A 24,750-nucleotide genomic window follows, 5' to 3' on the forward strand; every position below is an offset into this window, starting at 1 on the left:
CGGTGAGTTGTGCAGGAAGGAATGATCGTGCGCAGAACCCTACTGATCGCCCCGGCCGTTGCCGCCATGCTCGCCGGCGGCGCGGTGCCGGCGACCGCGAGCACCACCCACACGTCCACGACATCGCATGACGGCTGGGTGCCCGAACCGATCCCGCCGTTCGACGCCGCCGCGGGCGTCCTGTGTGACTTTCCCGTGCACTACGACGTCCTGGTGAACCAGGTCCGTACGAAGGTGCTGAAGACGTACCCGGACGGCACTCCCAAGCGGCAGCTGGCCGCCGGTGCGCTGTTCCTGAATGTCAGCAACACCGACACGGGCGCCAGCACCGTGGTGGACGCCAGCGGCAGCGCGGCGATCGACTACGGCACGGACGGTTCGATGCTCTGGCACGTCGCCGGACCTGTCATCGCCCGGCTCGGCGAAGGCACCAGCAACCTCCCGCGCGGCCTCTACACCATCAACGGGATCTACCGGATCGCGTTCAGCCCGGCCGGTTTCAAGACCATCACCCTCACCCACGGAACCATCCATAACCTCTGCCCCGATCTGAGTTAGCCGGACCCGGCCGGCGCCTCGAACCTGGCAGGTCCGAGGCGCCGGCCGGGCCGCGGTCACGAATAGGCGGGGATCCCGGCCTCCAGGCCACCTCGATCGAGGCGATCGCGAAGCGCGCGGGGGTGGGCAAGCAGACGATCTACCGCTGGTGGCCCTCCAAGGGCTCCGGCCCGACGTCGACCTCGACGACGTGATCGAGCAGCTCTACGGCCCTCTGTACTACCGCTTTCTGCTCCGCAACAGGCCGATCACCGAGCAGCAGGCCGCCGACATCGTCGACCTCGCCTTCTCCGGTCTGCGGCCATAGCGGCAGACCTAACGGAACTGTCGGCCGTCGCCGCTAAATTGCGGTGCCATGGTCGAGACGGTGCGCGTCTCCCCCTGCTCGACAAGGCACTCAGCTACCCCCTACGACAATGCCGGAGGCCCTTTTGGAGATCGCCGACGGACGCGCCCTCCCCGTCCTGCTCGACAACGTGGGCGCCAAAGACGGAGCCGCCGCTTTGCAGGAGGCGGCCGAACGCGACCCGGTGCACGCGCTCCGGGTGCTGGCACCCTTGGCCGGCAACGACACGACCCGTGGCCTCCGAGCGGCCGGGCTGCTGCGGGCGATGCTGTACGCGGAGCCCGGCCTGGCCGAGGCGCTGCCGTCCGTGGCCGTCGAGGCCTTTCTGCCACGGCCGGCCGTACCGGACGGTGACGACCTGCCCGACGTGCTCACGGGCAAGCCCGCCCGCAGCACGAAGGTGGACTGGGCCGACCCGGCGCTGCTTCCGCAGGTCCTCACGCGTGGCCGCGACCGTGCACTGCCGGCGAACGCGACCAAGTGCCTGCTGAACCTGCTCGCCAAGAAGGCCCCCGAGGTCGCCGCCGTCCGCGATTTCTGCGACCGGCACTCGCTGGCCGAGTTCTCCTGGGCTCTGTTCCAGCGCTGGTACGCGCTGGGCGCGCCCACCCGACACAACTGGGCGCTGGCACAGCTCGGCCTGATCGGCGACGACACGACGGTACGGCGACTCAGCCCGCTGATCAGAGTCTGGCCGGGCGAGGGCGGCACCGGCCGGGCCGCCGTCGCGCTGGACGTCCTCGGCGGGATCGGCTCCGACGTCGCCCTCACCCACCTGTTCGAGCTGGCCCGCCGGGGCAACTACAAGGGCCTCAAGGCCAAGGCGATCCAGAAGATCGACGAGATCGCCGCCGCGCGCGGCATCACGCCGGACGCGCTGGCCGACCACGCCGTCCCGGACTTCGGCCTGGACGCCCAGGGCACCCTCGTCCTGGACTACGGCCCGCGCCGCTTCACCGTGACCTTCGACCGGCAGCTCCTCCCGTTGGTCGTGGAGCCGAACGGCAAGGTGCGCAAGAGCGCGCCCAAGCCCGGCCCCAAGGACGACCCGGCCCTGGCTCCGGCCGCGTACGCCCTGTTCACCGGGCTCAAAAAGGATCTGCGGACCATCGCCGATCGGGAGATCAAGCGGCTCGAACTGGCCATGATCACCCGGCGGAGCTGGACGCCGGACGACTTCCATGCCCTGTTCGTCACCCACCCGCTGCTCGGGCACATCGTCCGCCGCCTCGTGTGGATCACCGACGGTGGCACCTCCTTCCGCGTCGCCGAGGACCACACGTACGCCGACGTCGACGACTCCCCGTTCACCCCGGCGCCAGGCGCCCGCGTCAGCATCGGCCACCCGATCCTGCTGGACGACGACCTCGGCGCCTGGGCGGAACTCCTCGCCGACTACGAGATCCTGCAGCCGTTCGACCAGCTCGGCCGCCCCGTCTACCGGCTCACGGATGACGAGCGCACCGCGCACCGGCTCGCCCGGGTCGAGGGACTCGTACTGCCCTACGGCAAGGCCAAGGGTCATTCCCAGGGACGCTGGGAGTCCTTGGACGCCAACGGCGACTTCGCGGGCGGGTGGCTCGCCCGGCGCGACCCCGCGGGCCTGTACGTCGTGGCGGATCTGAGCCCCGGTCTCCACCACTACATGTACGGCGAAGGCGAGGACCAGAAGATCAACACTCTGTGGGCGGGCCCGGCCCCGGACTCCTCGCCGAAGGACTCGGTGCCGCTCGGCGAGGTCGACCCGGTCACGATGAGCGAGGCCGTCCACGACCTCCTCCGCAGCGCGTCCTAGGTTCACGCCTGGACTTTGTGTCCAGGCTCAAGGACAAAAGGAACGGCTCGTGACCTGGGGAGCGTGCCCGCAAGCCGGCCTCCACGCCGCTCGACCTGCTCACCGCGCAGGAACGCCAGATCGCGCTGCTCGTCGCCGATGGCGCCACCTCCAAGGAGGCGGCCGGGCAGCTGTTCCTCAGCCCGCGCGCGGTCGAAGCTCACCTGCGCAGCATCTTCAAGAAGCTCGGCCTGAACTCCCGCCGGCAACTGCGCGACCTGCGAGTGCACCAACCGGCGGAGTTCCGCCACGCTCCTGCCGACCGCCCCGAGTGAGACGCCGAGCCGGGGAACCTCGCGTCTGGCGAGGCTCCCCGGCCGGCTCGGAGGTCAGCCCTGCGGCTGCCGCCCGAGGCGGTCGACCCAGCCCATCCGCTCGAACGTCTGGGTCAGCAGCGCGACCGGGCGCTGGTCCTTGACCTCGATCTGCAGCAGTTCGGCGGTCCTCGGGTCGATGATCATGCGGTACGCGACGTCGCCGCGTGTGGACTCGTCGCCGGGTGCGGTCAGGCTCAGGGCGACTCCCCGGCGACCGGCGGCGTCGCGGACCTGGCTCGTGGCCTCCAGCCCGTGCTGTTCGGCAAGGACACGGAACAGGGCGGCCCGGGTGCCGGGAGTGATCGGGGCGGTGAGGAGGTCGGTCCCCGTCTGCCACAGGTAGGTGGCGAACGTGTCGGTCGGCTGGGCGCCCGACCGTTCCTTGTACAACCCTTCGAGGCGGCTCTTGAGCTTGGTCTCGGAGGTGGGGAGCGCGGAGACGTTCCTGATGGTCAGGCTCGGGTTCGGGATCGAGAGGACCCGGTCGAGGTGGTCCTCGGACGTCCGCTGCCCGCCGTTCACCAGTGCCGGCGAGCCCATGGCCTTCCAGCTGGCCTCGTCCTGGGCCGAGCCGAAGGCGACCTTGGTGTCGGGGCGGGTCACGTTGCGGTTGGCGCCTCCGGCCTGCCGGGCCCGCCAGGTCTCGCCGGTCTCGGACGAGGTCGCCGAGAACGGCGGATCGCTGTGCAGTTTGACCTGCCGCACCTTCTCGTCGGTCTCCCGCCGAGCGCGCCGTAGGGCGGCGGCATCGCCGTGGGCCGCGGTCTCCTTCGCCGTCAGCTCTTTGCGGAGGGCTTCGATCTTGGCCTGGTAGACGCTCGGGATGCTTCTGATCAACGAGGTGGTGCGGGTCTCGGTGTACCAGAACTCGCCGGACCGCGCGGGCTCCTGTACGGCGGTCTCGGCCGCCGTCAGCAGGAACGAGTGGGCGTCCACGGTCGTACCGGCAGCCGCGCCGGAGGCCGTGACCGGCGCCTTGCCGCGGGCCGCGTGCCCGGAGACGGCACCGGGAACGATGATCGCGGCGGCCGCCAGGCCGGCCACGGCGGTCCCACCGGAGATCAGGAGACGGGTACGGCGTGTCATCAGAGTGCTCCTGAGCGAGGAGAGGCGAGATGAGGGGGCGTGTGGCATGCGGAGGGCGCGGTCGAGGTCCGCCGAGCGGCGGCGCTCGTACGTCTGCTCGACCGTCTCGCCCACGTCGGGCTCCAACCGGGCGAACATCCGGTCGATCATGTGGTCCTCGTCGCCGGATCGGGGTGAGTACGGCATCAGATCTCCCTCACGGGACGGTGATGGGCGTTTCGTACGGAGGAACGGCTCTCCGGCTCCGCGGAAAAGGCGGCGGCGAGGCGCTTGCGAGCACGATGCAGCCGCGCGTGGTACGCGCGGACCGAGCAGCCCATCACGGCGGCCGACTCCTGTGGATCAAGACCGTGCCAGGTCGCCAGGGCCATCGCCTCCAGGTCCTTTTCCGGCATCGACGCCAGCGCGGTGAGCGCTGCGTCCTTGTCGACGACCTGTTCGGCGACGTCCCAATTCAGCTGCTCCTGCGCCACCGCTCCGGCCGTGATGCGGTCGAGCAGCGCCTTCCTCCGCTGCCGCGAATCACGCTGTTTGGCGAGCAGGTTGCGTGCCACTCCGAGCAGCCACGGCAGTGTCTGCTCGGGCATCTCGTCGAGCCGCCTCCAGGCGACCAGGAACGTCTCGCTGGACACGTCCTCGGCCACGCCATGCTCGGCACGGAGCAGGACGTACGCGAGAACCCGGCGATAGTGCCGGTCGTAGAGGGCGGTGAACCGTTCTTCGGGATCGTTCACACCAAGAAGTCCCTCCCAACGCGCCTCGTTCACAACTCTTCGCGAGAGAACCCCCGACCGGCTCAAGCGCGGGCCTGTGCCACTCGCCTCCACGCACCCTGGGGCGGGTCGACCTCCCGATGTAATGTGGGCGATGTCCCTTATTCCAATTTCGGCTGGCCCCTGGGCTCTGTGGTGGGCATCTGGTCCCTACGCCCCACGCTGCGAAGACGACTGCGGCACGGTCTGGACGCCGCGACGACCTTCGTACGGGCGAACTGCCCCGACTCCACCAGGACCCGGCTTCGCACGGCCCTGGCGAAACAAGAAGCGCTGCGACGCGTGGCGATGCTCGTGGCGCATGGTACGACGCCGCCCTCGGAGACCTTCTGGGTCGTATGCCGCGAGCTCGGTGGTCTCCTCGACGCGGACTACGCCGCCATTGCCCGTTTTGAGCCCGAGCGCATGATGTGCCACCTGGCCGAATGGAACGACCCGAGTGTCCCCGCGATGGGCGTGCCGTTCGGGGGACGCTGGCCGATGGGCGACACCGCCGCCGCCGCGGTGTACGAGACCGGCCGGTCGGCCCGCCGCGCGTCGGGGTCGACCGCCGGCGAACTCGGGGAATGGCTCAGGTCACATGGGGTCAGTCAGGTGGTGTCCTGCCCGGTCATCGTGCACAACCGCCTCTGGGGCGAATTGGCGCTGCGGTTCCTCGGCTCGCGGCCGGCGCCGGCGGACACCGAGAGGCGGATGGGGGACTTCGTCGAGCTCGTCGCCTGCACCATCGCGCAGGCGGAGTACCGTGCGGAACTCATCGCCTCACGAGCCCGCCTGGTCACGGCGGCCGACGCGGCGCAGCGCCGTATCGAACGTGACCTGCACGACGGAGCACAGCAACGCCTCATCGCGCTCGGGCTCTACTTGCGGGAGGCGGAGACGAACGCCTCGGACGAGAACGAGGCGCTCCGGCGGTCACTCTCGAGCGCGGCCAAGTGCCAGTCGGACGTCGTCGCCCAGATCCAGCAGATCTCCTGCGGCATCTACCCCACGACCCTGACGCAGATGGGGCTCAAGGGGGCGATCAAATCCCTCGTGCGCCACTGCCCCGTACGCACCGACCTCCACATCCGCATCGACCGGCGACTGCCCGAGCCGGCCGAGATCACCGTCTACTACGTCGTCTCCGAGGTGCTGGCGAACGTACTCAAACACGCGAACGCCTCCGTCGTGCACATCGACCTGGTGGCCACGAGCGGGGACGATCTTCGGCTCACGATCCGCGACGACGGCGTCGGCGGCGCCGACCTGCGGCGCGGCACGGGCCTGATCGGTCTCCAGGACCGGGTGGACACCGTCGGGGGCACGATGGAGGTGTCCAGCCCGGTCGGCGGCGGTACGTCGGTCGTCGTCGGCATCCCGTCTTCCGCCCTCGATGATCCTCAAGGCCGTCCGTAGACCGGGCCCGCACGGTTCCGGTCTCAGAAGGTCTCGTCGAGGCTGACGGTCCCTTCGACGGCGACCTGGTAGGCCGAGACGCGGCGTTCGAAGAAGTTGGACAGTTCCTGCACGTCCTGCAGCTCCATGAACGCGAACGGGTTGGCGGTGCCGTACCGGATCGGCAGGCCCAGCCGGGCCAGCCGCTGGTCCGCGACGTTCTCCAGGTAGGCGCGCATGTCGGTGGCGGTCATGCCGGGCAGTCCCTCGCCGCACAGGTCGCGGGCGAAGGCCAGCTCGGCCTCGACCGCCTCCTCCAGCATCCGCGTGACCTGCGCGGTCAGGTCGTCGTCGAACAGGTCCGGCTCCTCGGCCCGTACGGTGTCCACGACGCTGAACGCGAACTCCATGTGCATCGACTCGTCGCGGAAGACCCAGTTGGTCCCCGAGGCGAGGCCGCCCAGCAGACCGCGGGAGCGCAGCCAGTACACGTAGGCGAAGGCGCCGTAGAAGAACAGGCCCTCGATGCAGGCCGCGAAGCAGACCAGGTTGAGCAGGAACGCCCGCCGGTCCTCCCGGCTGTGCAGCCGGTCCATCGCGCCGAGGGAGTCGATCCAGCGGAAGCAGAACTCGGCCTTGTCCCGGATGGAGGGGATGTTCTCCACGGCGGCGAACGCCCTGACCCGCTCGTCATGGTCGGGCAGGTAGGTGTCGAGCAGGGTCAGGTAGAACTGAACGTGCACGGCCTCCTCGTACAGCTGCCGGGACAGGTACAACCGGGCCTCGGGCGCGTTGAGGTGGGTGTAGAGGTTCAGCACCAGGTTGTTGGCGACGATGGTGTCGCCGGTCGCGAAGAAGGCCACCAGCCGGTTGACCAGGTGCACCTCGCCGGGCGTGAGGCGGGCCAGGTCGGCGAGGTCGGAGTGCAGGTCGACTTCCTCGACCGTCCAGGTGTTGCGGATCGCGGCGCGGAACCGGTCGTAGAAGGCCGGGTAGCGCATCGGGCGCAGCGTCAGGTCCATACCGGGGTCGAGCAGGCTCATTGGCACGCCTCGCAGGTCTCGGGGTTCTCCAGGGAGCACGCCACGGCGTCGGCGGCGGGCGTGACGGTGGTCTGGGTGATGCGGGTGGCCGGACGCGAACGCAGGTAATAGGTCGTCTTCAGACCCGACCGCCACGCGTAGGCGTACATCGAGGACAGCTTCCCGATGGTCGGGGCGGCCATGAACAGGTTCAGCGACTGGGACTGGTCGACGTACGGCGTGCGCGCGGCGGCCAGGTCGATCAGCGCCTTCTGCGGCAGCTCCCATGCGGTGCGGTAAAGCGTGCGCAGGTCGGCGGGCAGTTCCGCGACGCCGGCCACGGAGCCGTCGGCGCGTTTGATCGCGTCGCGGACGCGCGGCGTCCACAGCCCGCGCTTCTTCAGGTCCGCGACCAGGTAGGTGTTGATCTGCAGGAACTCCCCCGACAGCGTCTCGCGCTTGAAGACGTTGGACACCTGCGGCTCGATGCACTCGAAACAGCCGGCGATCGAGGCGATGGTCGCCGTCGGCGCGATCGCCACCAGCAGCGAGTTCCGCAGCCCGGCCTCACCGATACGCGTGCGCAGTGCCTCCCACTCGGCGGCGTGCACCGGCGTGGCGTCCGGCCAGTGGTCCGGGTGCAGCACGCCGCGGGCGGCACGTGTCCGGTCATAGGAGGGGTGCGGGCCGTTCGCGGCCGCCAGCGCCGCCGACTCGCCGTACGCGGCCAGCGCGATCTCCTCGGCGATGCGCGTGGACAGCTCCAGGGCCTCGGGCGAGTCGAACGCCAGCCGCAGCCGGAAGAACACGTCGGCCAGGCCCATCACGCCCAGGCCGACCGGGCGCCACCGCCGGTTGGCCGCGGCCGCCTCCGGCGTGGGATAGAAACCGCGGTCGATGGTGCGGTCCAGGAACCGCACGGCCGTACGGGCCGTGGCACGCAGCCGCGTCCAGTCCAGCCCGTCGTCGGTCACGTGCGCGGCGAGGTTGATCGAGCCGAGGTTGCACACCGCGGTCTCGGCGTCGCCGGTGACCTCCAGGATCTCGGTGCACAGGTTGGACAGGTGCACGACGTTGCCGGGCTCGGCGGTCTGGTTGCAGGCACGGTTGGCGGCGTCCTTGAACGTCATCCACCCGTTGCCGGTCTGCGCGAGGGTGCGCATCATCGCGCCGTACAGTTGCCGCGCGGGGACCTGGCGCACGAACCGGCCGTCGGCCTCGGCCCCGCGGTAGGCCGCGTCGAACTCCTCTCCCCACAGGTCGGCCAGCTCGGGCACCTGCTTGGGGTCGAACAGCGACCAGGTCGCGTCGGCCTCGACGCGGCGCATGAACTCATCCGGCACCCAGTTGGCCAGGTTGAGGTTGTGCGTACGCCGGGCGTCCTCCCCCGTGTTGTCCCGCAGTTCGAGGAACTCCTCGACGTCGGCGTGCCACGGCTCGAGATAGACGCACGCCGCGCCCTTGCGCCGCCCGCCCTGGTTGACCGCCGCGACGCTGGCGTCGAGCGTACGCAGCCACGGCACGATGCCGTTGGAGTGCCCGTTCGTGCCGCGGATCAGCGAGCCTCGGCTGCGTACGCGGGTCCAGGAGATCCCGATGCCGCCGGCGTACTTGCTGAGGCGCGCGACCTGCCCGTACCGCTCGTAGATCGCCTCCAGCTCGTCGCGCGGCGAGTCCAGCAGGAAGCACGAGGACAGCTGCGGGCGGGCGGCGCCCGAGTTGAACAGGGTGGGCGAGCTGGGCAGGTACGCGAGGCGCGACATCAGCCCGTACAGCTCCGCGGCCTCGGCGACGGTCTCGGCCAGCCCGCACGCCACGCGCAGGAAGAAGAACTGCGGGCGTTCCAGCACCCGCCGCGTCACCGGGTGCCGCAGCAGGTAACGGTCATGGACGGTCCGCAGCCCGAAGTAGGTGAACCGGTCGTCGGCGTCATGGTCGGCCAGCGCGTCCAGGGCCGGCGCGTTGCGGGCCACGAACGCGGCGGTCTCGTCATTGAGCAGACCCTGCGCATGTGCCGCCGCGACCGAAGCGCCGAACGTCAACGGGCCCGTCTCGCCGGCGATCAGCCGGGCCAGCAACCGGGCCGCCACCGTGGAGTAGGCGGGCTCGGCGACCACCAGAGCAGCGGCCTGCCGTACGGCCTCGGCCAGATCACCGGTGAGGCCGATACGCCTCGGATCGGTGTCCGGCAGCCCGGCGCAGGCGCGCTCGACCTCGGCTTTGAGCGCGGGTTCGGCGCTGGTGATGGTGGTGTGCGGCGCGATGAGCTGTTGTGTCACGTGCTCTCTCCCTCGCGAGCTTCACCTCACGAAAGGCGCGCACGGAGAACACGACCCCGCCGCCGGCCCTCCCGCGAGGCCTGGACGACCGCGCGCTCCCGCGCACGGGTCACTGGCAGGTCTTCGGACTCGCGGGCGCCACACCCCGGATCGGGTGTGTCCTACTGGCCGTCGCTTCCCAGGCCGGGGCCCAGTGCTGTTGACGGCGGTCGTTCCTGCTCACCGCTGCGGGGCAGTCCCGGACTCACACCGGGTTCCCTCTTACGACACCCGCCACACGAGGCGCGGGTGCACCAGCAACACCGAGAACCATACATGTAGTGGCCACCCGGAGGTAGGACTACAAGATGTTGCGTGTGTCGCGGCCGAGGAGAGCCCTGAACCGCATGACGAATCCCCGCTCCGGAGGACCGGAGCGGGGACGGTGTGGCGGTTCGTCAGGCCGTGACCGGCTCGGGTGCGGTGCCGGGCGCCTGCGCGGTCTCGGCGAACAGCCGCTCGGCCAGGGGTGCGAAGCACAGGCCGATCGCCGCCCACAGGATGGCCTGCGCGGCCACCGAGTAGAAGCGGAAATTGAACAGCACGTCCGCCGGGAAGCCCGGGTAGACGATGCGGCCCTGGGGGTCCTTCAGCGGCAGGGGTGTCTCGGTGGGATGCCTGCCGAACTGCTCGACGTTGGCGTGCAGATGCCCGAGCGAGGGCAGCAGCGCCATCACGATCCCTATCGCGACCGCGCACGCCAGCGCGGCGAGCAGGGTCGCGTTCCAGTTCCCGAATCGCGGTTTGAGCCGCTGGCCCAGCCAGACCGCCAGCACCAGGAAGGCGATCGAGCTCACGACCATCACCAGATACAGGCCGCTCCGATCGCGGATGGTCTCCTCATGGCCGATGGCGGGCGGGTTGGCCGGGTACTTGATGAACGGGATCAGGTAGAACCCCAGGAACCCGCCGAGCGCGACCAGCAGCGCCAGGTTCCGTGGCCGCAGCTTCCCGGTACGGCCGCAGGCCAGGGCATAGGCGACCGCGTACAGACCGCCCATCGCCGCACCGAACGCGATCATGCCCACGCCGATGCCGACGTTGGCCTGGATCGTCCGGCTGAACAGGTCCGGTCCGGCCGTCTCAGCGGTCAGACCGGCCGCCTTGTCCAGGACGGCCTGGGCGGCATCACGACCGCTCTCATAATCGATGGCCCGCTGGATCTGCGGCTCGGCGAAGATCCTGGCGAAAACGAACGCCAGGAGTCCTCCGATCGCCCCGACCAGCAGCCCACGCACGATGAATCGCCGTTCCACGGCTACTCCTCAGTCTCTGATCGGATCAGTGGCAGGGGAAGCCGAGGAAGTGCCGGGCGTCGTGGACGAACTCGTGGATGTACATGCTGTTGCCGAACACCGAGGTCGCACCCTGGTCGACGCCGATGAAGTAGTAGGCGGCCAGGCACAACGCGACGGTGCCGAACAGCCACAGGGCCGCCCGGGTGCCGGGCAGCACGACGGGCGTGGTGCGGGTGGTGGGCAGCGTGGACATGCTCATGTCAATGCCTCCTCAGGGATCCTGCGTCCCTCGTACGGGTGGAGCGCGATCGACAGTGGAGGGTCTGACTCTCCATCCCCGCGGGGATGGAACACAGTGGCGCGACCGCCCGGCTTTTCACCGGCTTCCTCCGACCGTCGCTTTCGTCCGGATCGTACGGCCACGTCTCCTCGCGGTCAACGTCACAGCAGGCCACGCCGCAGGTGGCCCGTGCCCGGCGAGGTCCGTACCTGCCGGGCGAGAGCGGCCACATGCTCGGGGGGTGTGGTCTTGACGATGCCGTGTCCGAGGTTGAACACGAACGGGCCGCCGCTGAGCGCGTTCAGGATGCGGTCTGTCTCCGCGTGGAGTGCGGGCCCGCCTGCGACCAGGAGCTGGGGGTCGAGGTTGCCCTGCACGCATCGGCCGAGCTCGTGCTGCACCTTCTGTGCGGCCCACTCCACAGGCACCGTCGAGTCGAGCCCGACGCAGTCCACGCCGGTCGCCTCGGCGAAGCCGTTGTAGGCAAGCCCCGCGCCGCGCGGAAAGGCGATGATGGGAACACGCGGATGCTTCGCCTTCAGCGCCGCGACGATGGCGGCGACCGGCGTGACGCACCAACGCCGGAACAGCGGGTCGGGGAGTATTCCGGCCCAGCTCTCGAACAGCTGGATCGCTTCGGCACCGGCCTGGATCTGACGGTCCAGGAACTCGATGGTGGCCGCCGTGAGCAGGTCGATCAGGGGTTGGAACCCGTCTGGATCGCGCAGCGCCCACTGCTTGACGACGGAGTGCTCTGAGGCGCCGGCGCCGCGCCCTTCGACCATGTAGGTCGCGACCGTCCACGGCGCACCGGCATAGCCGATCAACGTGACCTCGTCGGGCAGCGCGCGAGTGAGTCGTCTGACGGTCTCATAGATCGGGGCCAGTTGTTCGTGCAGACGGGACGCGCTCAAAATCTCGGTGATGTCCGAAGCCGAACGGATCGGGGGCGTGAGGACGGGGCCGTCACCGACCCGGTACTCCAGGGTCTGCCCCAACGCCGCCGCGATCTGGGGAAGGTCCGCGAACAGGATCGCGGCGTCGAGCGTGAAGCGCCGGAGCGGTTGCAAGGTGACCTCGACCGCGTGCTCGGGCGAATTGCACAGCCCCACCATCCCGCCCGCGGCCTCGCGGACGTCGTGGTACTCCGGCAGATAGCGCCCGGCCTGCCGCATGAGCCAGATCGGTGGCCGCTCGGTGCGCTCGCCCGCGAGCGCGCGCAACAGCAGCTTCTTCGGCCGCGCCTCGCCCGCCACGTGATCGACGTCCGGCTCTTCCCGCATATCGACGCCCACGCTCTTCCGTCCTGCCCAGACACGCGGGCCCGGCCAGCCCGATCGGCACACGCACCCCCTACAAGTGAAGGTGCGCGACCAACCTACCCACGCCCACCGTCATGACCACGCCGACCCCGGCCGTCGGGTCGGCGTGGCGAGGTAGTCGCCGTGCTCCAGGTCGTCGAGCAGCGACGGGTGGGTGGGCGACCAGCCGAGCAGCTCCTGCGTGTGAGAGCTGGAGACGGGTGCGTCGAAGCCGTAGACGACGGCCATGAACGGGCTGACGAAGTGCGTGGCGGCCTCGTCCGGGGTCAGCGAGACCGCGGGCAGATCGAGGCCTCGAGCGATCGTCTCCGCGACGCTCTTCAGGGTGACTCCGCTTTCGGCCGCTCCGTGCAGCACGCTGCCCGCAGGAGCCTTCTCCAGTGCCAGGCGGAACAAGACCGCCGCGTCGAGCCGGTGTACCGCAGGCCACCGGTTGCCACCGGTTGCCACCGTCGCCGACGTAGGCCGACATCCCGCTCTTTCGTGCGGTGGCGATGAGCATGCCGACGAAGCCGTGGTCCCGGGGGCCGTGGACGGTAGGAGCGAGCCGGACCACGGAGCTGTACCGGGAACGCGGATTCGACCAGACCACCACGGCTGAGATCGCCGCCCGGGCCGGCGTCAACGAGCGCACGTTCTTCCGGCACTTCCCGGACAAGCGAGAGGTGCTCTTCGACGGCCAGGCCGCCGTGCGCGCCGCACTGGTGGAGGCGGTGGCCGAGTCGCCCGATGGTCTGCGGCCATTCGAAATACTGCTCTGCGCCTTCCGTAAGGCCGGACGGATCCTCGAGGAGAACCGCCCGTTCTCCGAGCCACGACTGGAAGTCATCGCCGTGACGCCGGCGCTGCGCGAACGCGAGTTGGCCAAGGCCGCGTCGCTCACCGAAGCCCTGACCCAGGCGCTGCGGCAGCGCGATGTTGACGACCGGCTGGCGGGCCTGGCCGCGCAGACCGGCTGGGCCGTCTTCCACCAGGCGGTCCAGGCCTGGATCGATGACCCCTCACATAGCCTGGACGCGCATCTCTCCCGGACCTTCGAGGATCTGCGCACCCTCTCCGCGGCCGTCCCGTCGACGAAGGCCTGCCCCGGAAGCTGATACGGCGCCGGCGGCGGGCACAGGAACCGGTCGAGAAAGGTGGCTCTTCTCATGCATCAGGTCGGAATCCGCCGCAGGGCTGACACCGCGGCCGGCGGGAATCCTGGTGTTATGCGAGAGTCGGCGCGGGGTGGAGCGTCGAGCCGCGCAGGTGTGCGGCGTCCTGGCTCGGTGGGACGCCGAACCGGCGGCGGTATTCGCGGCTGAACTGTGACGGGCTGTCGTAGCCGACGCGGTAGCCGATCCCGGTGACGTCGCCCGGATGCGTGGCGAGCAGGAGCCGGGCCTCCTGCAGCCGGATCTGTTTCTGGAACTGGATCGGGCTCATCGCGGTCACGGCGTGGAAGTTGCGGTAGAACGCCGACAGGCTCATCCCGCAGAGCCGCGCCAGGTCCTCCACGCGGAAGGACTGCGGGTAGTGCTCGCGGATCCACCGGACCGCTCGGGCGATGTGGGTGAGGCTGCTGTCGGCGAGGCCCAGATGGCGGACGACGGCGCCCTGCTCGCCGGCGATGAGCCGCCAGAGGATCTCCCGTTTGATCATCGGTGCGAGCACCGTCATGTCGCGTGGCCGGTCGAGCAGACGCAGCAGCCGGATCACCGCGTCGACGAGTTCGCCGGGCGCGTCACTGACGGCCATGCCGGACGGCGCCCCGCCGCCGGCGGGCGGGAGGTCTCCGGGGTCCGCCTCCAGCAGCAGCTCGGCGATGGCGGCCGGGTGCAGGGTGAGCCCGAAGCCCAGTGCAGGCCGCTCGGGGCCGGCCTCGGTGTAGTGACCGGTGATCGGCAGGTCGACCGACGCGACGAGGTACTGCCCGGCGCGGTACTCGTACACGCGGTCGCCCAGCGCGATCCGTTTCGCGCCCTGCGCTATCAGCGCCAGGACCGTCCCCGACATCGCCGGCGACGGCGCGGTCGCCTGCTCGACCTTGGAGACCAGGACGCCGTCGATGGCGGTGGTCGCGTCGGATCGGGCATGGCGGGCGAGCAGGGTACGCAGCTCATCAAGGTCCACGACCCGATTGAAGCACCGGCCGATAGTCGCCACAACGGGAGGATCAGGCAAGAGTCAAGGTCCTCATTCCAACGTTTCCGCTGGTGGCGATGTTTTATATCGAGTTGTCGATATCCCCGGAGCGCAAGACCGCTCAGGCCTCCAGAAAGGCCTTCAGCGCGTTCGCCAGCAGGAACGGATCGTCCGCGCCGCACAGCTCACGTGCCGAGTGCATGGACAGCATCGGTACGCCCACGTCCACCGTGGTGATGCCGTACCGGGCCGCCGTGATCGGGCCGATCGTCGTGCCACACGGCATCGCGTTGTTGGAGACGAACTCCTGGAGCGGCACACCGGCCCGGTCGCAGGCCTCGGCGAAGACACCACGGCCCACACCGTCGGTCGCGTACCGCTGGTTGACGTTGACCTTGAGAATGGGGCCTCCGCCCGGCATCGGCCGGTGCGTCGGGTCGTGCCTCTCCGCGTAGTTCGGGTGCACGGCGTGGCCGGTGTCGGCGGACACGCAGATGGTCCCGGCGAAGGCCCGCGCCCGGTCCTCATACGATCCGCCGCGCACGGAGACCGACCGTTCCAGGATCCTGCCGAGCAGCGGCCCTCCGGCGCCGGTGTCGGACTCGCTGCCGGTCTCCTCATGGTCGAAGGCGGCCAGCACCGGCACGTACGGAAGATCGGAGGATCCGGCGGCAGCCGCGAGCGCGGCGGTGGCGGCATGCACGGACAGCTGGTTGTCCAGCCGTGCGGCGGCGAGGAACTCCCGGTCACGTCCCAGGTACGCGGGAGGCTGGACGTCGTGGACCATGAGGTCCCAGCCGACCACCTCCGATGCCTCGACGCCCGCCTCCCCGGCGGCGAACCGGATCAGCGCGCCCTCGTCGACCGCACCGAGACCCCACACAGGCTGCATGTGCCGCTGCCGGTCGAGTACGAGCCCCTGCTCGTTGACCTTTCCGTCGAGGTGGATCGCGAGCTGCGGCACTCTCAGCAGGGGCCGGTCGACGGCGATCAGACGCGTACCGCCGTCCCGCAGCACGAGCCGGCCGGACAGCCCGAGGTCGCGGTCGAGCCAGCTGTTGAGCAGCGGCCCGCCATAGATCTCGACCGCGACCTGCCGCCAGCCGTGTGCACCCGAGTCCGGACGCGGCTTGACGCGCAGGTTGGGCGAGTCGGTGTGCGCCCCGACGATCCGGAACGGTGTCGCCGGTGTCGCCCCCTCCGGAACGAACCAGGCGACGATCGCCCCGCCGCGTACGACGAAGCGTCCACCGGACTCACCGCCCCAGGCGTCGGTCTCCGCGACCTGCGCGAATCCCGCCTTCTCCAGACGCTCGGCGACCGTCGCCACCACGTGGTACGGCGATGGGCAGGCCGCGATGAAGGCCGCCAGGTCGTCGGTGTGCCCGCGGTCGAAGTGAGGCTGCGCGTTCATAGGGCAAGAGTAGAGACGCGGCGGCCCTCGTTGTCCAACAGCCCTCCGGCAGACCGGCCGGGCCGTCAGGGGCGGGTTCCTGGCCGGTCGACGACACCCGACGCGATCCGGATGGTCTCGGTGAACTCGTGCCGGGCCCGGGCCTCCGTGGGCGAGTGGAGCACCCGCGGCGGCGTCCGGCCCGGTGCGGGGGGTGCCTCGTTCGGGTCCACCGTCCAGTCCAGGCGTTCGCCGCGGTACTCATAGGTGTGCGGGTCGAGCAGGATCGCCTCGCTCTGGAAGTCGTCGGGATACGCCTCGGCCACCGCGATGTCGTGGCGTCCGGCCAGGTCGACCACGTCCCGTTTCACGACGATGTGCGGAAGGGTCGCGAGTACCCGATAGAAGGTGGCCTGGAGCTTCGGCGGCATCGCCACGTTGGCCAGAAGCTTGACCGCGATGGGGAAGACGCACGAGGTCTGGTCGGCGGTGGCCGGGCCACCGTGGCAGAGCTTCTTCACGAGTGCCTGGGGATCGGTCGGCAGGGAGGCGAGGTGAGCGTAGTCCTGCAGCGGGGTCGTCTCGTCGGCGTCGTGATCGAGCTTGCTCATGTGGAGACGGTGGGGATCGACGCCGATGATGTTGTCACCCAGCGACGCCTCCCGTGTGCCGTCGAACCGCGTCCAGATCTCCGCGACCATCGGCTTGCCGGGGGGCACGCCGTTGATCTCCACGTGCCGCTGGCTCGAAAGGTCCATCCGTTCGACGTAGGCCCACTGGTGGGCTCGCGGGCGTATCGCCGGGCGCGTCTCGACGGTGTTCGCGGCGAGGGACAGCACCTGAGCCGCGTCGACCACCGTGCCGGTACGGTCCGGGCGCGGTGCGTGGCCGCCGGTCCCATGCGTGCCGGTCTGCTGGAGGACGGCTGCCGCGCCGACCGCGACCGCCAGGCCGGCCGCGGTGGCCGCCAGGCCCCACCGGAGCCGCCAGGCCCGTCGCCACCGCTGCGACCACGGGCGCGCGGCGGGCACGGCGGCCGTGGCCAGCGCCGCACGGGCCGTCTCCCGCGCCTCGTCCGGGTAGGCCGGCACGTCGGGGCGTGCCGCCCGCAGGAGTTCGATCTCGTCCATGTCCTGTCTCCTCATGCAAGCGTCTCGGTGATGGACAGCGGATCGATACCGCCGAGGGCCTTGCGCGCCTTCTTGCGGGCGCGGTGCAGCCGGGAGCGGACCGTGCCGACGGGTACGCCCAGGGCCTCGGCCGCCTCCTCGTACGTCAGGTCCGCCCAGGCGATCAGGAGCAGGAGGTCACGCTCGGCCGTGGACAGCCCGCCGAGGGCCCCGGTGAGCCGCCCGCCCAGTTGCTGGGCGGTCACCCGCCCCGCCACCCCCTCCTCGAACGGCTCGGCCGTGGCCGGCAGGTCCACACGGCCGAGCGCCTTCCGGCGACGGCGCTCGGCGCGACGATGCTCGCCGACGGTCCTCGTCGCGATGCCGTACAGCCACGGCCGGGCGTCCTGCCGCTCCGCGGAGAAACCGCCGCGCTTGCGGAACGCGGTCAGGAACGTCTCCGCCGTCGCGTCCTCGGCGAGGTCGGGTCCCAGGCGGCGCGCCAGATAGCGGAATATCTCGGTGCAGTGGCGGTCGAACACCGCGGCGAAACGCTCGGGTTCGGTGAGCGACCGCTCGATGAGCACGCGATCGGACACAGGCTCGGGTTCGGTCACGCCGTCACCCGAGCCGCTCGGGGGCGTGGAAACAGCGTCCGTTCATCGGGGCATCCTCTCGGTGTCCGGCAGGGCTCACCCCTACTCGACCGAACCACGCCGGGCGGTTCCCGATCCCGGGGATCAAATGCCGCCGGAGAGGACCTCGCGTACGCGGGAAAGGCCGGCCCCGGTGATCGGAGGGTGGGAACGACGGATCATCGGCGCTCGCCCAGGAGCTCGCGGCGCCACAGGAGTTCGCAGACGCGGTCCAGGCCACGGGTCAGGTGCCGGCGGTAGGTGCTGAACGGCAGGCCCAGCCGGTCCGCCGCGGCCTGCTGGGTCGGGGTGTTCTGCATGAACGTCATCGTGATCGCCCGGTGCAGTTTCGCGTCGCGCGGGTCGGCGTCGAGCCGCTCGACCGTCTCCCGCAGCACCCTTCGCAGTGCGTCGACGGGTTCAGGACCCGCCTCGGCGACCACGCGCGTCGGGATCAGCGGGCTGTTCGCGAGGGCGTCCGGCCGGTTCCACGAGCGCAACGCGCCGCGGACCGCCGCGTCGAACTCGGCGCGCGAGAGAACCTCGTATCTGCGCACGAAGCGGTCGTGCGGCATCCTGACCGGCTGGGACGTCCTGCGCGGTTTGAGCTGTTCGAGCCAGGCCTCCGGGCTTGTCTCCTGCCAGTTCCGGCAGAGCAGGCCGAAGGTCCGGTCTCCGACCGAGACGAGCAGGGCGTCCTGTTCGCCGAAGACGGCGAACCGCTTCCACCTGTCCGGGTCCGACAGCACGAGACAGATCCAGGCCACGCCCTCGGACCTGATCGCGATGGTCGCGACCCGTGCCGCGATGAGATCACCGACCGGTGAGGGGAAAGAGTCGCGTGACAGCATGCACCGAACGATCGCGAGATGCTCCCCGTCGCGCAGAGGGCTCATCCGGCGGACGTACGACCACGCCTCCGCCACGACCGGGTCGACGGAGTTCTCCTCGTCATCGGGCGCGGTGAGCCGGAGCGACACCATGTACCCGGCCGGCTCCCCGGTGACCGAATCCCGGAAGACGGCGAACGTCTCGGGCCGCCGCTCCAGCCAGAACCCCACGATGGCGGCCGTCTCCTCGTTGGTCCTCTTGGCCGCGATCTCCAGAATCGTGTCCCGGTCGCCCGACCGGAGCACGTCTTCGTGTACGTGGGGTGCGTCACGTTCGCTGAACAGGCTCGAGCCGTCCCACAGGAGGTAGAGCAGCGCTTCCATCTGGGCGAAGCCGACCGGGTCGGAACCGGCCCGCACCTCGGCGACGAAATGACGGATGAGCCCGCGGTGCATGTCCTCGTATCGCTGCGGGTCGCGCCAGGACAGATCGATGTCGAGAATCTCGCGGATCACGTCATGCGGGCGGATCCCCGAGGAAGCCGGCTCCATGAACGACAGTTGCCGCAGCCAGGCGAACAGGGCGGCCGCGTCGGCCTCCGGCAGCACATCGCGCAGCAGCCCCTCGGTGGTCGTCCGTACGTGGGCGCTGACCTCCAGGGCCTGCCGGTGGACCGGCGACGGCACCTGGCCGACCAGCCGCGTCAGCAACGCCCCGACCACGTCCTGGGGCGGTGTCCACGCGGCGTCCTCGCCCTCGCCGTTCCGCTCCGCCGACGCGGCCAGAGAGAGCGCCAGCGGATGGCCGCCCGCGAAGGTGAGCAGCGCCGGGTGCAGGGCGGACGGCACCCCGCGTGCGGTCAGCAGCGCGACCGCGTCGGCACGCGGTAGGTCCCCCACGGCGATGACCCGCAGGACGTCCTCCCATCCAGGATCGGATAACCACATCGCATCCGGGGGTCGCCGGCCCGCGAGGACCACCAGGGCACCCGCGGGCAGCCGGGGCAGGAAGCGCTCTCTCAGCCAGTCTTCGATCGGCTCGAACGCCTCGAAGTCGTCGACCAGCAGCACCGCGCCGACGTGGGTGAACATCGTGGCCGCGTCGGCCTCGAACGCCTCCGGGGTTCGGGAACCCTGATGTCCGTCGATCTCGACGACGGTCCGCCCGGCCGCGGCGGCCTCCTCAGCGAAGCGACGCAGCAGCGTCGACTTGCCGATCCCTCCCGGCCCGGTCAGGAACTGCACCGCGAAAGACTCCGCGGCATCGTCCAATGCCGCGCGGAACAGATCCAGCTCCGCGGCTCGCCCGACAAAGGTCCTCTGCCGCGCGGCACGCAGTCGTTCGGCGAGGCTGGTGAATCGACGGGTTTCAGGGTTCATGTCGGCGTCGGTCGAGGCGGGCCTGTCCCCCGCTTCGCCCTCCTCCTCTTGATCATCCGTAACGTTATGGCAACCTTGCGTCGCTTGTGAGCAATCTCGTGAACAACGGGCTTTGTCCCATCCCTGTTCGTCGCCTTACGGCCGCCGACGGCACCGAAGAATGAACAGCCATCGACCTGTCAGGTGGATAGTCAAGAGGTGCACGATGTCCCCAGGGGTCAAAGGACATCGAGGATCCCCCTTCAGCCGCCGGCGGAAACGAGACTCGCGACGTCGTCATATCCACCCCGCGGAAGGCGAACGGTTGAGCGACCATGTCAGGTTCGGGCTGCTGGGCCCACTGGAGGCATGGTCCGGTAAGGTCCGGCTGAACCTCGGCCCGCCCAAACGCCGGGTGCTGCTTCTTCGGCTCCTGGTCGAGCAGGGCCACCCGGTCTCGGCGGATCGCCTGTGCGACGACCTGTGGGAAGGGCATCCGCCCGCCGGCGCCATCTCTTCCATCCACTCCCACATCAGCCGGTTGCGCGACGTGCTGGAACCGGAGCGTGCGCTGCGCGGACAGGGAACCGTGCTGGTCAGCGGGCCGGCCGGCTACACGCTCACGGCACCGCCCGACACCCGCGACACGAACCGCTTCGAAGAGGCGATCAACCGCGGCCGCGGGCTGCTGGCCCGAGGGCGGCTCGAGGACGCTCATCGCGAGGTCGAGCGCGGTCTGCGCCTGTGGCGCGGGACGCCCTTGGCCGACGCCGTGGACCTCGCGTTCGCGGCCCGCGAGATCGCGCGGCTCGAAGAGATCCGGATGGCCGCCGGCGAGCTCAAGGTCGCCATCCTCCTCCAGCAGGGTGAACCGGAGAAGGCCGTGCTCATCGCCGAGGAGCTCGCGACGCGGGCTCCGCTGCGCGAGGCGGCATGGGCCCTGCTGATGCGTGCCCTCTACCTGGCGGGCCGGTCCGCGGAGGCGCTGCGGAGCTTCGAGACGATCCGCGCGCTGCTCGCCGACGAGCTGGGCGCCGTACCCGGCCCCGAACTGAGCGCCGTCCACCTGGGGGTTCTTCGCCAGGATCTGCCCGCACCGGCCTCCTTCCCGTCCCGCGCCGCACCCGCCGCGCCTCCCCGGCAGCCCGCGGGCGCGGCAGGCCCGCTCGTCGGCCGGGCGGATGAGCTGGCCCGGTTCGACGAACTCCTGCACGACGCGACTCAGGGGAACATCCGCTGGGTCCTGCTCTCCGGAGAGGCGGGCATCGGCAAGACCCGGCTCGCCGAGGAGTTCGCGTCGCGCTCCGCGGACGCCGCGTTCCGTGTCGTGTGGGTCCGCTGCGGCCTCGACATCGCGGCGGAGGAGGAGGCGCGTGACGAACGGTTCAACCCCCTCGGTCAGCTGCTGTCGGCGCTGTACCCGGATCTCCGTATGGAGGGAGGGCCCGAGGCGGTCGCCCGCGACCTGGCGGAGCGGCTCGCCGAGCAGCCCACCATCTGCCTGATCGAGGACCTGCACCGCGCCGACCCTCGTTTCCGGCGCATGCTCGGCATGTACGCCAGGTTGCTGCGCGACGTGCCGATGGTCGTGGTCTGCACGACGCAGGACACCGACGACGTGGGCCTGCGCGAGCTGCTGGCGCTGCTCGTCCGGCAGTGCCGCGCCACCCTGCTGCCGCTGGGACCGCTCACCGTCGCGGACGTCCACGATTTGATGAAGCGGCACTCCACCCCGTTCACCCCGGGGATCCCGGGCACCGAGCTCCACCAGCGTGAGGCGGCGGCACTGCACCGGCGCGGCGAGGGCAACCCCTTCCTGATCACCGAGATCCTCGAGCTGCCCAGCGACCGGCGCACCGGTCCCGACGCGCAGCTCCCCGCCTCCGTCAGCAGGGTGCTGCGCGCGCGGATGGACCTGCTGGACGAACGGGTGCGCAGGATGCTGGAGGCGATCGCGGTCACCGGCGGGGAACTCGACATCGAACTCCTCCTGCAGATCCGGACGATCACGCGCGAGGAACTCCTGTCCATTCTCGACGCGGCCGTCATCGCCCGGGTGCTGAACTGGGAGGACGGCACCGCGCCCGGTCGGCCGGGGCGTTACCTCATGCCCGATCTCGCCCGCGATCTGGTGTTGCACGACCTCACCCCCGCCCGGCGCCAGGTCCTGCACGCGGCGGCGGCACGCGGGCTGGGCGAGCTGCGGAACCGCCACCCCGTACAGATCGCTCGCCACCTGATGGCCGCGGGACCCCTGGTCGCGCGGGACGAGCTGATCGATGCGGCGCTCCGGGCCGGCAACCGCTGTGCCGAGGACGACCAGCACGCCGAGGCGGCGCTCTGGTTCGACCACGCGTCCGCGATGGCGGACGACCCCTGCGTACGCGCGGAGGCCCAGCACGCGGCGGACGCGGCCCGGCGCCACCTGGACCAGCTCGACCGCCTCCAGCAGTGGAACGGGCATCCGTGCGACCCCGTGCCCGACGACACCTGGCCGGAGGACTCCGAACCACGAGTGAGCTGACCCCGTACGGTGAGCGGGGCGCCCGTGATCATTCGCCGCTCGGCCACGACCACTCGTCTCCGCTTCCACACTTGTGGATCTCGAGTTGCTTGTCCCTGGCGTGCGAGCGCCCGGTCGAGCCCAGGCACAGCCCGTGGCTCGAGTAGCTACGGAGGCGGTAGAGGTGCCCGCGGGTGTGCGACCGGTACCAGAGCTGGTTGTCGCCCTTGGGCCGGCAGTAGTACTCGGTCACCTTCGTACCGGCCGACACACCGCTGTAACCGGGCAGGTCCATGCAGTAGTCGTCCTTGGTGTTGCGGATCGTGAAGAGGGCGGTACCGTGCGGACCCTTCATGTCGCGCATCACGCCGAGCGACCAGACCTGGTTGTCGGCGTCGCCGAGCGCACAGTAGTACTGGGCGACGGGGCCGTCGGTCGACCCTTTCCCGTACCCCGGCACGTCGGCGCACAGCCCGCTCGCGGCGTTCTTCAACAGCACGTTGGAGACGCCCGCGAACCCGGACTTCTTCGCGCTCGCGGCCACCTTCTTCTTCGCCGCGCCGGCCTTCTTGCTCTCCTTGGGCTTGGCCTTCTTCTTCGCCGAGGCGGACGGCGACGGAGTGGCCGTCGGCGACGCCGAGGTGAACGCACCGGGCTGCTGACCGTCACCGGGCAGCACGGTGTTGGCCGCGGCGGCGGTCCGCTGTTTCTTCTCGTGATGCGCCCCTGTTCCGATCAACAGAAGCGGAATCGCGAGCACCACGGCCCCACCGATCGCCACCGCCGCGAGAACGGTCTTCTTCGGCCGGTCCGGTGGCATCCCGTCACCTGCGGCGGCACCGCTCACCGCCGGCGGCGTCACTGCCACCTCGGCGGCCGGAACCGCCTTCTTCTCCTTCTCGGCCGCGTCCGCCGGCGACTCCGCGGCTTGGCCGGTCTCCTCCACCGAGGTCCGATCGGCCTCGGTGGAGCCGGCGGCCTCATCGGCGAGGCCGGACCCGTCGCTTTCCCCCGCCGGCTCCGCGTCGGCGGCCGGTGCCAGGTCCCCGGCCGCGGTGACGTCCGTCTCCGGCAACTCGACGGACCGGCGCACCCCGAGCGACTTCGCGCGGTCGCCGGACTCTGACTGGGAAGACACGACAATTCTCCTTAGACGTAGATGTCACATCGCGGATGGCGCCGACCCACCGTGAGCGCTTACTTGAAGGCCCACAGGTGGTCATCCTTGGAACTGCACGGCCAGACGGTGAGCGCGGCGTCCTTGCCCCCGGAACCAGCGGTTCCCAGCACGTCCAGGCAGTCCTTGTGGCTGGCGTAGTTACGAATCCAGAAGCGGTTCTTCGCCTTCTTGACGAGGTACCACATCTGGTTGTCCGTGCGACCCGGATAGCACGCCCACTCCGTCACGTGGGTGCCGTGGTCGACCGCTCCGTTGCCGGGCAGATCGGCGCAGTGGTCGTCCTTGCTGTTGCGGATCGTGAAGAGATCGACCCCGTTCGGGCCGCCGCCCTTGTCATTGACCACCAGGTCCCACTGCTGGTTGTCATGGCTCGATCCGCTGCAGGTGAACTGCTGGAGCGGGGTCTTCATGTGCCCGTCGCCGTACCCGGGAATGTCGGCGCACAGGCCGGTCATCACGTTCTTGAGAAGGAGACGCGTGACGGTCGCGAACCTGGGTCCGGTCGGCGGCCCCGACACCACGGCGGCGTGCCGTCTGGAAGCCGGGACCGCGCCTTTCTTGTCCTTCTTCTTCGGCTTCTTTGGCTCCTCCGACTTCTTGGGCTTGTCGGACTTCTTGGCCTCGGGGCTCTTGGAGGCCGACGGTGTCGGGGTCACCGTCGGCGAAGCGGACGTGAACGTGCCCATGGGCAGCCGATTGTCCGGCAGGATCGTGGCCGCCGCGGCAGTGGTCCGCTGCCTCTCGTGGTCGCGCGAGCCCGTCCCGATCAGCAGAAGCGGAACGGCGAGTAACACGGCGCCACCGATCGCGACGGCGGCCAGGACCGGCTTCTTCGGCCGGTCCGGTGGCATCCCGTCGCTCTGGACACCGCTTGGCGGCGCCGGGGCGGTGATGCCCGCTGCCAGGGTGGGCTGTTCTTCCTTCTCCGATGATGCCGTGGCGCCTTCCGGCCGCGAATCCCCGGTGCCCACCGCGGCCGATCCGGTCTCGGGCCCGCCGGTCACCGTCGTCGGCCGGGGCTCCGAGGTCGGCGTCAGGTCGCCGGCGGTCTCGGTGTTCACTTCGGGTAGTTCGACCTGCCGGCGGACGCCACGGGGTTCCGCGTTTCCGCCGGACTCGCTGTTGGCCACGACCTTCTCCTTGCCG

General features: G+C 70.2%; 23 protein-coding genes and 1 riboswitch. Of the genes, 8 read left to right on the top strand and 15 right to left on the bottom strand.

What is annotated here, in order from left to right; translation table 11 throughout:
* Positions 1-27: 27 nt before the first annotated feature.
* The 5 genes from FB559_RS13250 (at position 28) to FB559_RS13265 (ending at position 3,013) form a co-directional block, all read left to right on the top strand.
* Entirely contained in the window at positions 28-558 is a 531-nt protein-coding gene (locus FB559_RS13250) for a hypothetical protein (protein ID WP_141955894.1), read from the top strand.
* A 95-nt stretch (positions 559-653) separates the two neighbouring features.
* Positions 654-752, top strand: coding sequence for a TetR/AcrR family transcriptional regulator (locus FB559_RS46445; RefSeq protein WP_342781022.1), 99 nt, complete (start codon positions 654-656; stop codon positions 750-752).
* Positions 707-865, top strand: a complete 159-nt coding sequence (locus tag FB559_RS13255; protein WP_246121559.1) for a TetR-like C-terminal domain-containing protein — start codon at positions 707-709, stop codon at positions 863-865. Before FB559_RS46445 ends, FB559_RS13255 begins: the two co-directional genes overlap by 46 nt.
* Positions 866-974: 109 nt before the next feature.
* Positions 975-2,699: a DUF4132 domain-containing protein gene (locus FB559_RS13260; RefSeq protein ID WP_141955895.1), complete on the top strand. Its 1,725-nt coding sequence runs from the start codon at positions 975-977 to the stop codon at positions 2,697-2,699.
* Positions 2,700-2,824: 125 nt separating this feature from the next.
* The gene (locus FB559_RS13265) at positions 2,825-3,013 is read left to right on the top strand and encodes a response regulator transcription factor (protein ID WP_246122454.1); all 189 of its coding nucleotides are present in this window, start codon (positions 2,825-2,827) and stop codon (positions 3,011-3,013) included.
* 54 nt (positions 3,014-3,067) lie between these two features.
* Here FB559_RS13265 and FB559_RS13270 read toward each other — a convergent pair whose 3' ends face one another.
* Both FB559_RS13270 and FB559_RS13275 read right to left on the bottom strand, forming a co-directional pair.
* Complete coding sequence (locus tag FB559_RS13270) at positions 3,068-4,327, bottom strand: hypothetical protein (RefSeq protein WP_141955896.1); 1,260 nt, start codon at positions 4,325-4,327, stop codon at positions 3,068-3,070.
* Positions 4,327-4,875, bottom strand: coding sequence for an RNA polymerase sigma factor (locus FB559_RS13275; RefSeq protein WP_185792181.1), 549 nt, complete (start codon positions 4,873-4,875; stop codon positions 4,327-4,329). Before FB559_RS13275 ends, FB559_RS13270 begins: the two co-directional genes overlap by 1 nt.
* Before the next feature lie 174 nt (positions 4,876-5,049).
* Between FB559_RS13275 and FB559_RS13280 the strand changes: the two genes are divergently transcribed.
* On the top strand, positions 5,050-6,312 hold the full coding sequence (locus FB559_RS13280; RefSeq protein ID WP_185792182.1) for a GAF domain-containing sensor histidine kinase: 1,263 nt from the start codon (positions 5,050-5,052) through the stop codon (positions 6,310-6,312).
* A gap of 23 nt (positions 6,313-6,335) precedes the next feature.
* On the opposite strand, the gene FB559_RS13285 is transcribed toward FB559_RS13280, so the two are convergent.
* From FB559_RS13285 to FB559_RS13310, 6 genes are all read right to left on the bottom strand, one after another.
* On the bottom strand, positions 6,336-7,334 hold the full coding sequence (locus tag FB559_RS13285) for a ribonucleotide-diphosphate reductase subunit beta (protein ID WP_141955899.1): 999 nt from the start codon (positions 7,332-7,334) through the stop codon (positions 6,336-6,338).
* Positions 7,331-9,592 carry a ribonucleoside-diphosphate reductase subunit alpha gene (locus FB559_RS13290; RefSeq protein ID WP_141955900.1) on the bottom strand — a complete coding sequence of 754 codons (2,262 nt, stop codon included), beginning with the start codon at positions 9,590-9,592 and terminating at the stop codon, positions 7,331-7,333. Before FB559_RS13290 ends, FB559_RS13285 begins: the two co-directional genes overlap by 4 nt.
* 97 nt (positions 9,593-9,689) lie before the next feature.
* Positions 9,690-9,905: riboswitch (cobalamin riboswitch) on the bottom strand.
* Between the two features lie 124 nt (positions 9,906-10,029).
* Positions 10,030-10,887 carry a CbtA family protein gene (locus FB559_RS13295; protein ID WP_141955901.1) on the bottom strand — a complete coding sequence of 286 codons (858 nt, stop codon included), beginning with the start codon at positions 10,885-10,887 and terminating at the stop codon, positions 10,030-10,032.
* Between the two features lie 25 nt (positions 10,888-10,912).
* On the bottom strand, positions 10,913-11,128 hold the full coding sequence (locus FB559_RS13300; RefSeq protein WP_221640004.1) for a CbtB domain-containing protein: 216 nt from the start codon (positions 11,126-11,128) through the stop codon (positions 10,913-10,915).
* 182 nt (positions 11,129-11,310) lie between these two features.
* The gene (hemE, locus tag FB559_RS13305) at positions 11,311-12,444 is read right to left on the bottom strand and encodes a uroporphyrinogen decarboxylase (protein WP_141955902.1); all 1,134 of its coding nucleotides are present in this window, start codon (positions 12,442-12,444) and stop codon (positions 11,311-11,313) included.
* A gap of 99 nt (positions 12,445-12,543) precedes the next feature.
* Positions 12,544-12,921 (bottom strand): Rossmann-fold NAD(P)-binding domain-containing protein, encoded by a 378-nt coding sequence (locus FB559_RS13310; protein WP_221640005.1) that lies wholly within the window; start codon positions 12,919-12,921, stop codon positions 12,544-12,546.
* Positions 12,922-12,965: 44 nt separating this feature from the next.
* Here FB559_RS13310 and FB559_RS13315 point away from each other — a divergent pair, with 44 nt between their 5' ends.
* Entirely contained in the window at positions 12,966-13,568 is a 603-nt protein-coding gene (locus FB559_RS13315) for a TetR/AcrR family transcriptional regulator (RefSeq protein ID WP_246121561.1), read from the top strand.
* Between the two features lie 109 nt (positions 13,569-13,677).
* Here the strand turns inward: FB559_RS13315 and FB559_RS13320 are convergent, their stop codons facing one another.
* From FB559_RS13320 to FB559_RS13340, 5 genes are all read right to left on the bottom strand, one after another.
* The gene (locus FB559_RS13320) at positions 13,678-14,583 is read right to left on the bottom strand and encodes an AraC family transcriptional regulator (RefSeq protein WP_141955904.1); all 906 of its coding nucleotides are present in this window, start codon (positions 14,581-14,583) and stop codon (positions 13,678-13,680) included.
* Between the two features lie 133 nt (positions 14,584-14,716).
* Positions 14,717-16,009, bottom strand: coding sequence for a M18 family aminopeptidase (locus tag FB559_RS13325; protein ID WP_141955905.1), 1,293 nt, complete (start codon positions 16,007-16,009; stop codon positions 14,717-14,719).
* A 65-nt stretch (positions 16,010-16,074) separates the two neighbouring features.
* Entirely contained in the window at positions 16,075-17,118 is a 1,044-nt protein-coding gene (locus FB559_RS13330) for a CU044_5270 family protein (protein WP_141955906.1), read from the bottom strand.
* 11 nt (positions 17,119-17,129) lie between these two features.
* Positions 17,130-17,714 (bottom strand): RNA polymerase sigma factor, encoded by a 585-nt coding sequence (locus FB559_RS13335; protein ID WP_141955907.1) that lies wholly within the window; start codon positions 17,712-17,714, stop codon positions 17,130-17,132.
* A gap of 197 nt (positions 17,715-17,911) precedes the next feature.
* A complete protein-coding gene (locus FB559_RS13340) occupies positions 17,912-19,942 on the bottom strand; it encodes an AAA family ATPase (RefSeq protein WP_141955908.1) in 2,031 nt (676 codons plus the stop codon).
* Positions 19,943-20,246: 304 nt separating this feature from the next.
* On the opposite strand from FB559_RS13340, the gene FB559_RS13345 reads away from it, so the two are divergent.
* Positions 20,247-22,445, top strand: a complete 2,199-nt coding sequence (locus tag FB559_RS13345; RefSeq protein WP_185792183.1) for an ATP-binding protein — start codon at positions 20,247-20,249, stop codon at positions 22,443-22,445.
* A 28-nt stretch (positions 22,446-22,473) separates the two neighbouring features.
* Here FB559_RS13345 and FB559_RS13350 read toward each other — a convergent pair whose 3' ends face one another.
* Together FB559_RS13350 and FB559_RS13355 are read right to left on the bottom strand one after the other, a co-directional pair.
* The gene (locus FB559_RS13350; RefSeq protein WP_141955910.1) at positions 22,474-23,562 is read right to left on the bottom strand and encodes an RICIN domain-containing protein; all 1,089 of its coding nucleotides are present in this window, start codon (positions 23,560-23,562) and stop codon (positions 22,474-22,476) included.
* 59 nt (positions 23,563-23,621) lie between these two features.
* Positions 23,622-24,734 (bottom strand): RICIN domain-containing protein, encoded by a 1,113-nt coding sequence (locus FB559_RS13355; RefSeq protein ID WP_141955911.1) that lies wholly within the window; start codon positions 24,732-24,734, stop codon positions 23,622-23,624.
* Positions 24,735-24,750: the final 16 nt, after the last annotated feature.

Origin of the sequence: Actinoallomurus bryophytorum (genome assembly GCF_006716425.1) — a bacterium.
Lineage (GTDB): Bacteria > Actinomycetota > Actinomycetes > Streptosporangiales > Streptosporangiaceae > Actinoallomurus > Actinoallomurus bryophytorum.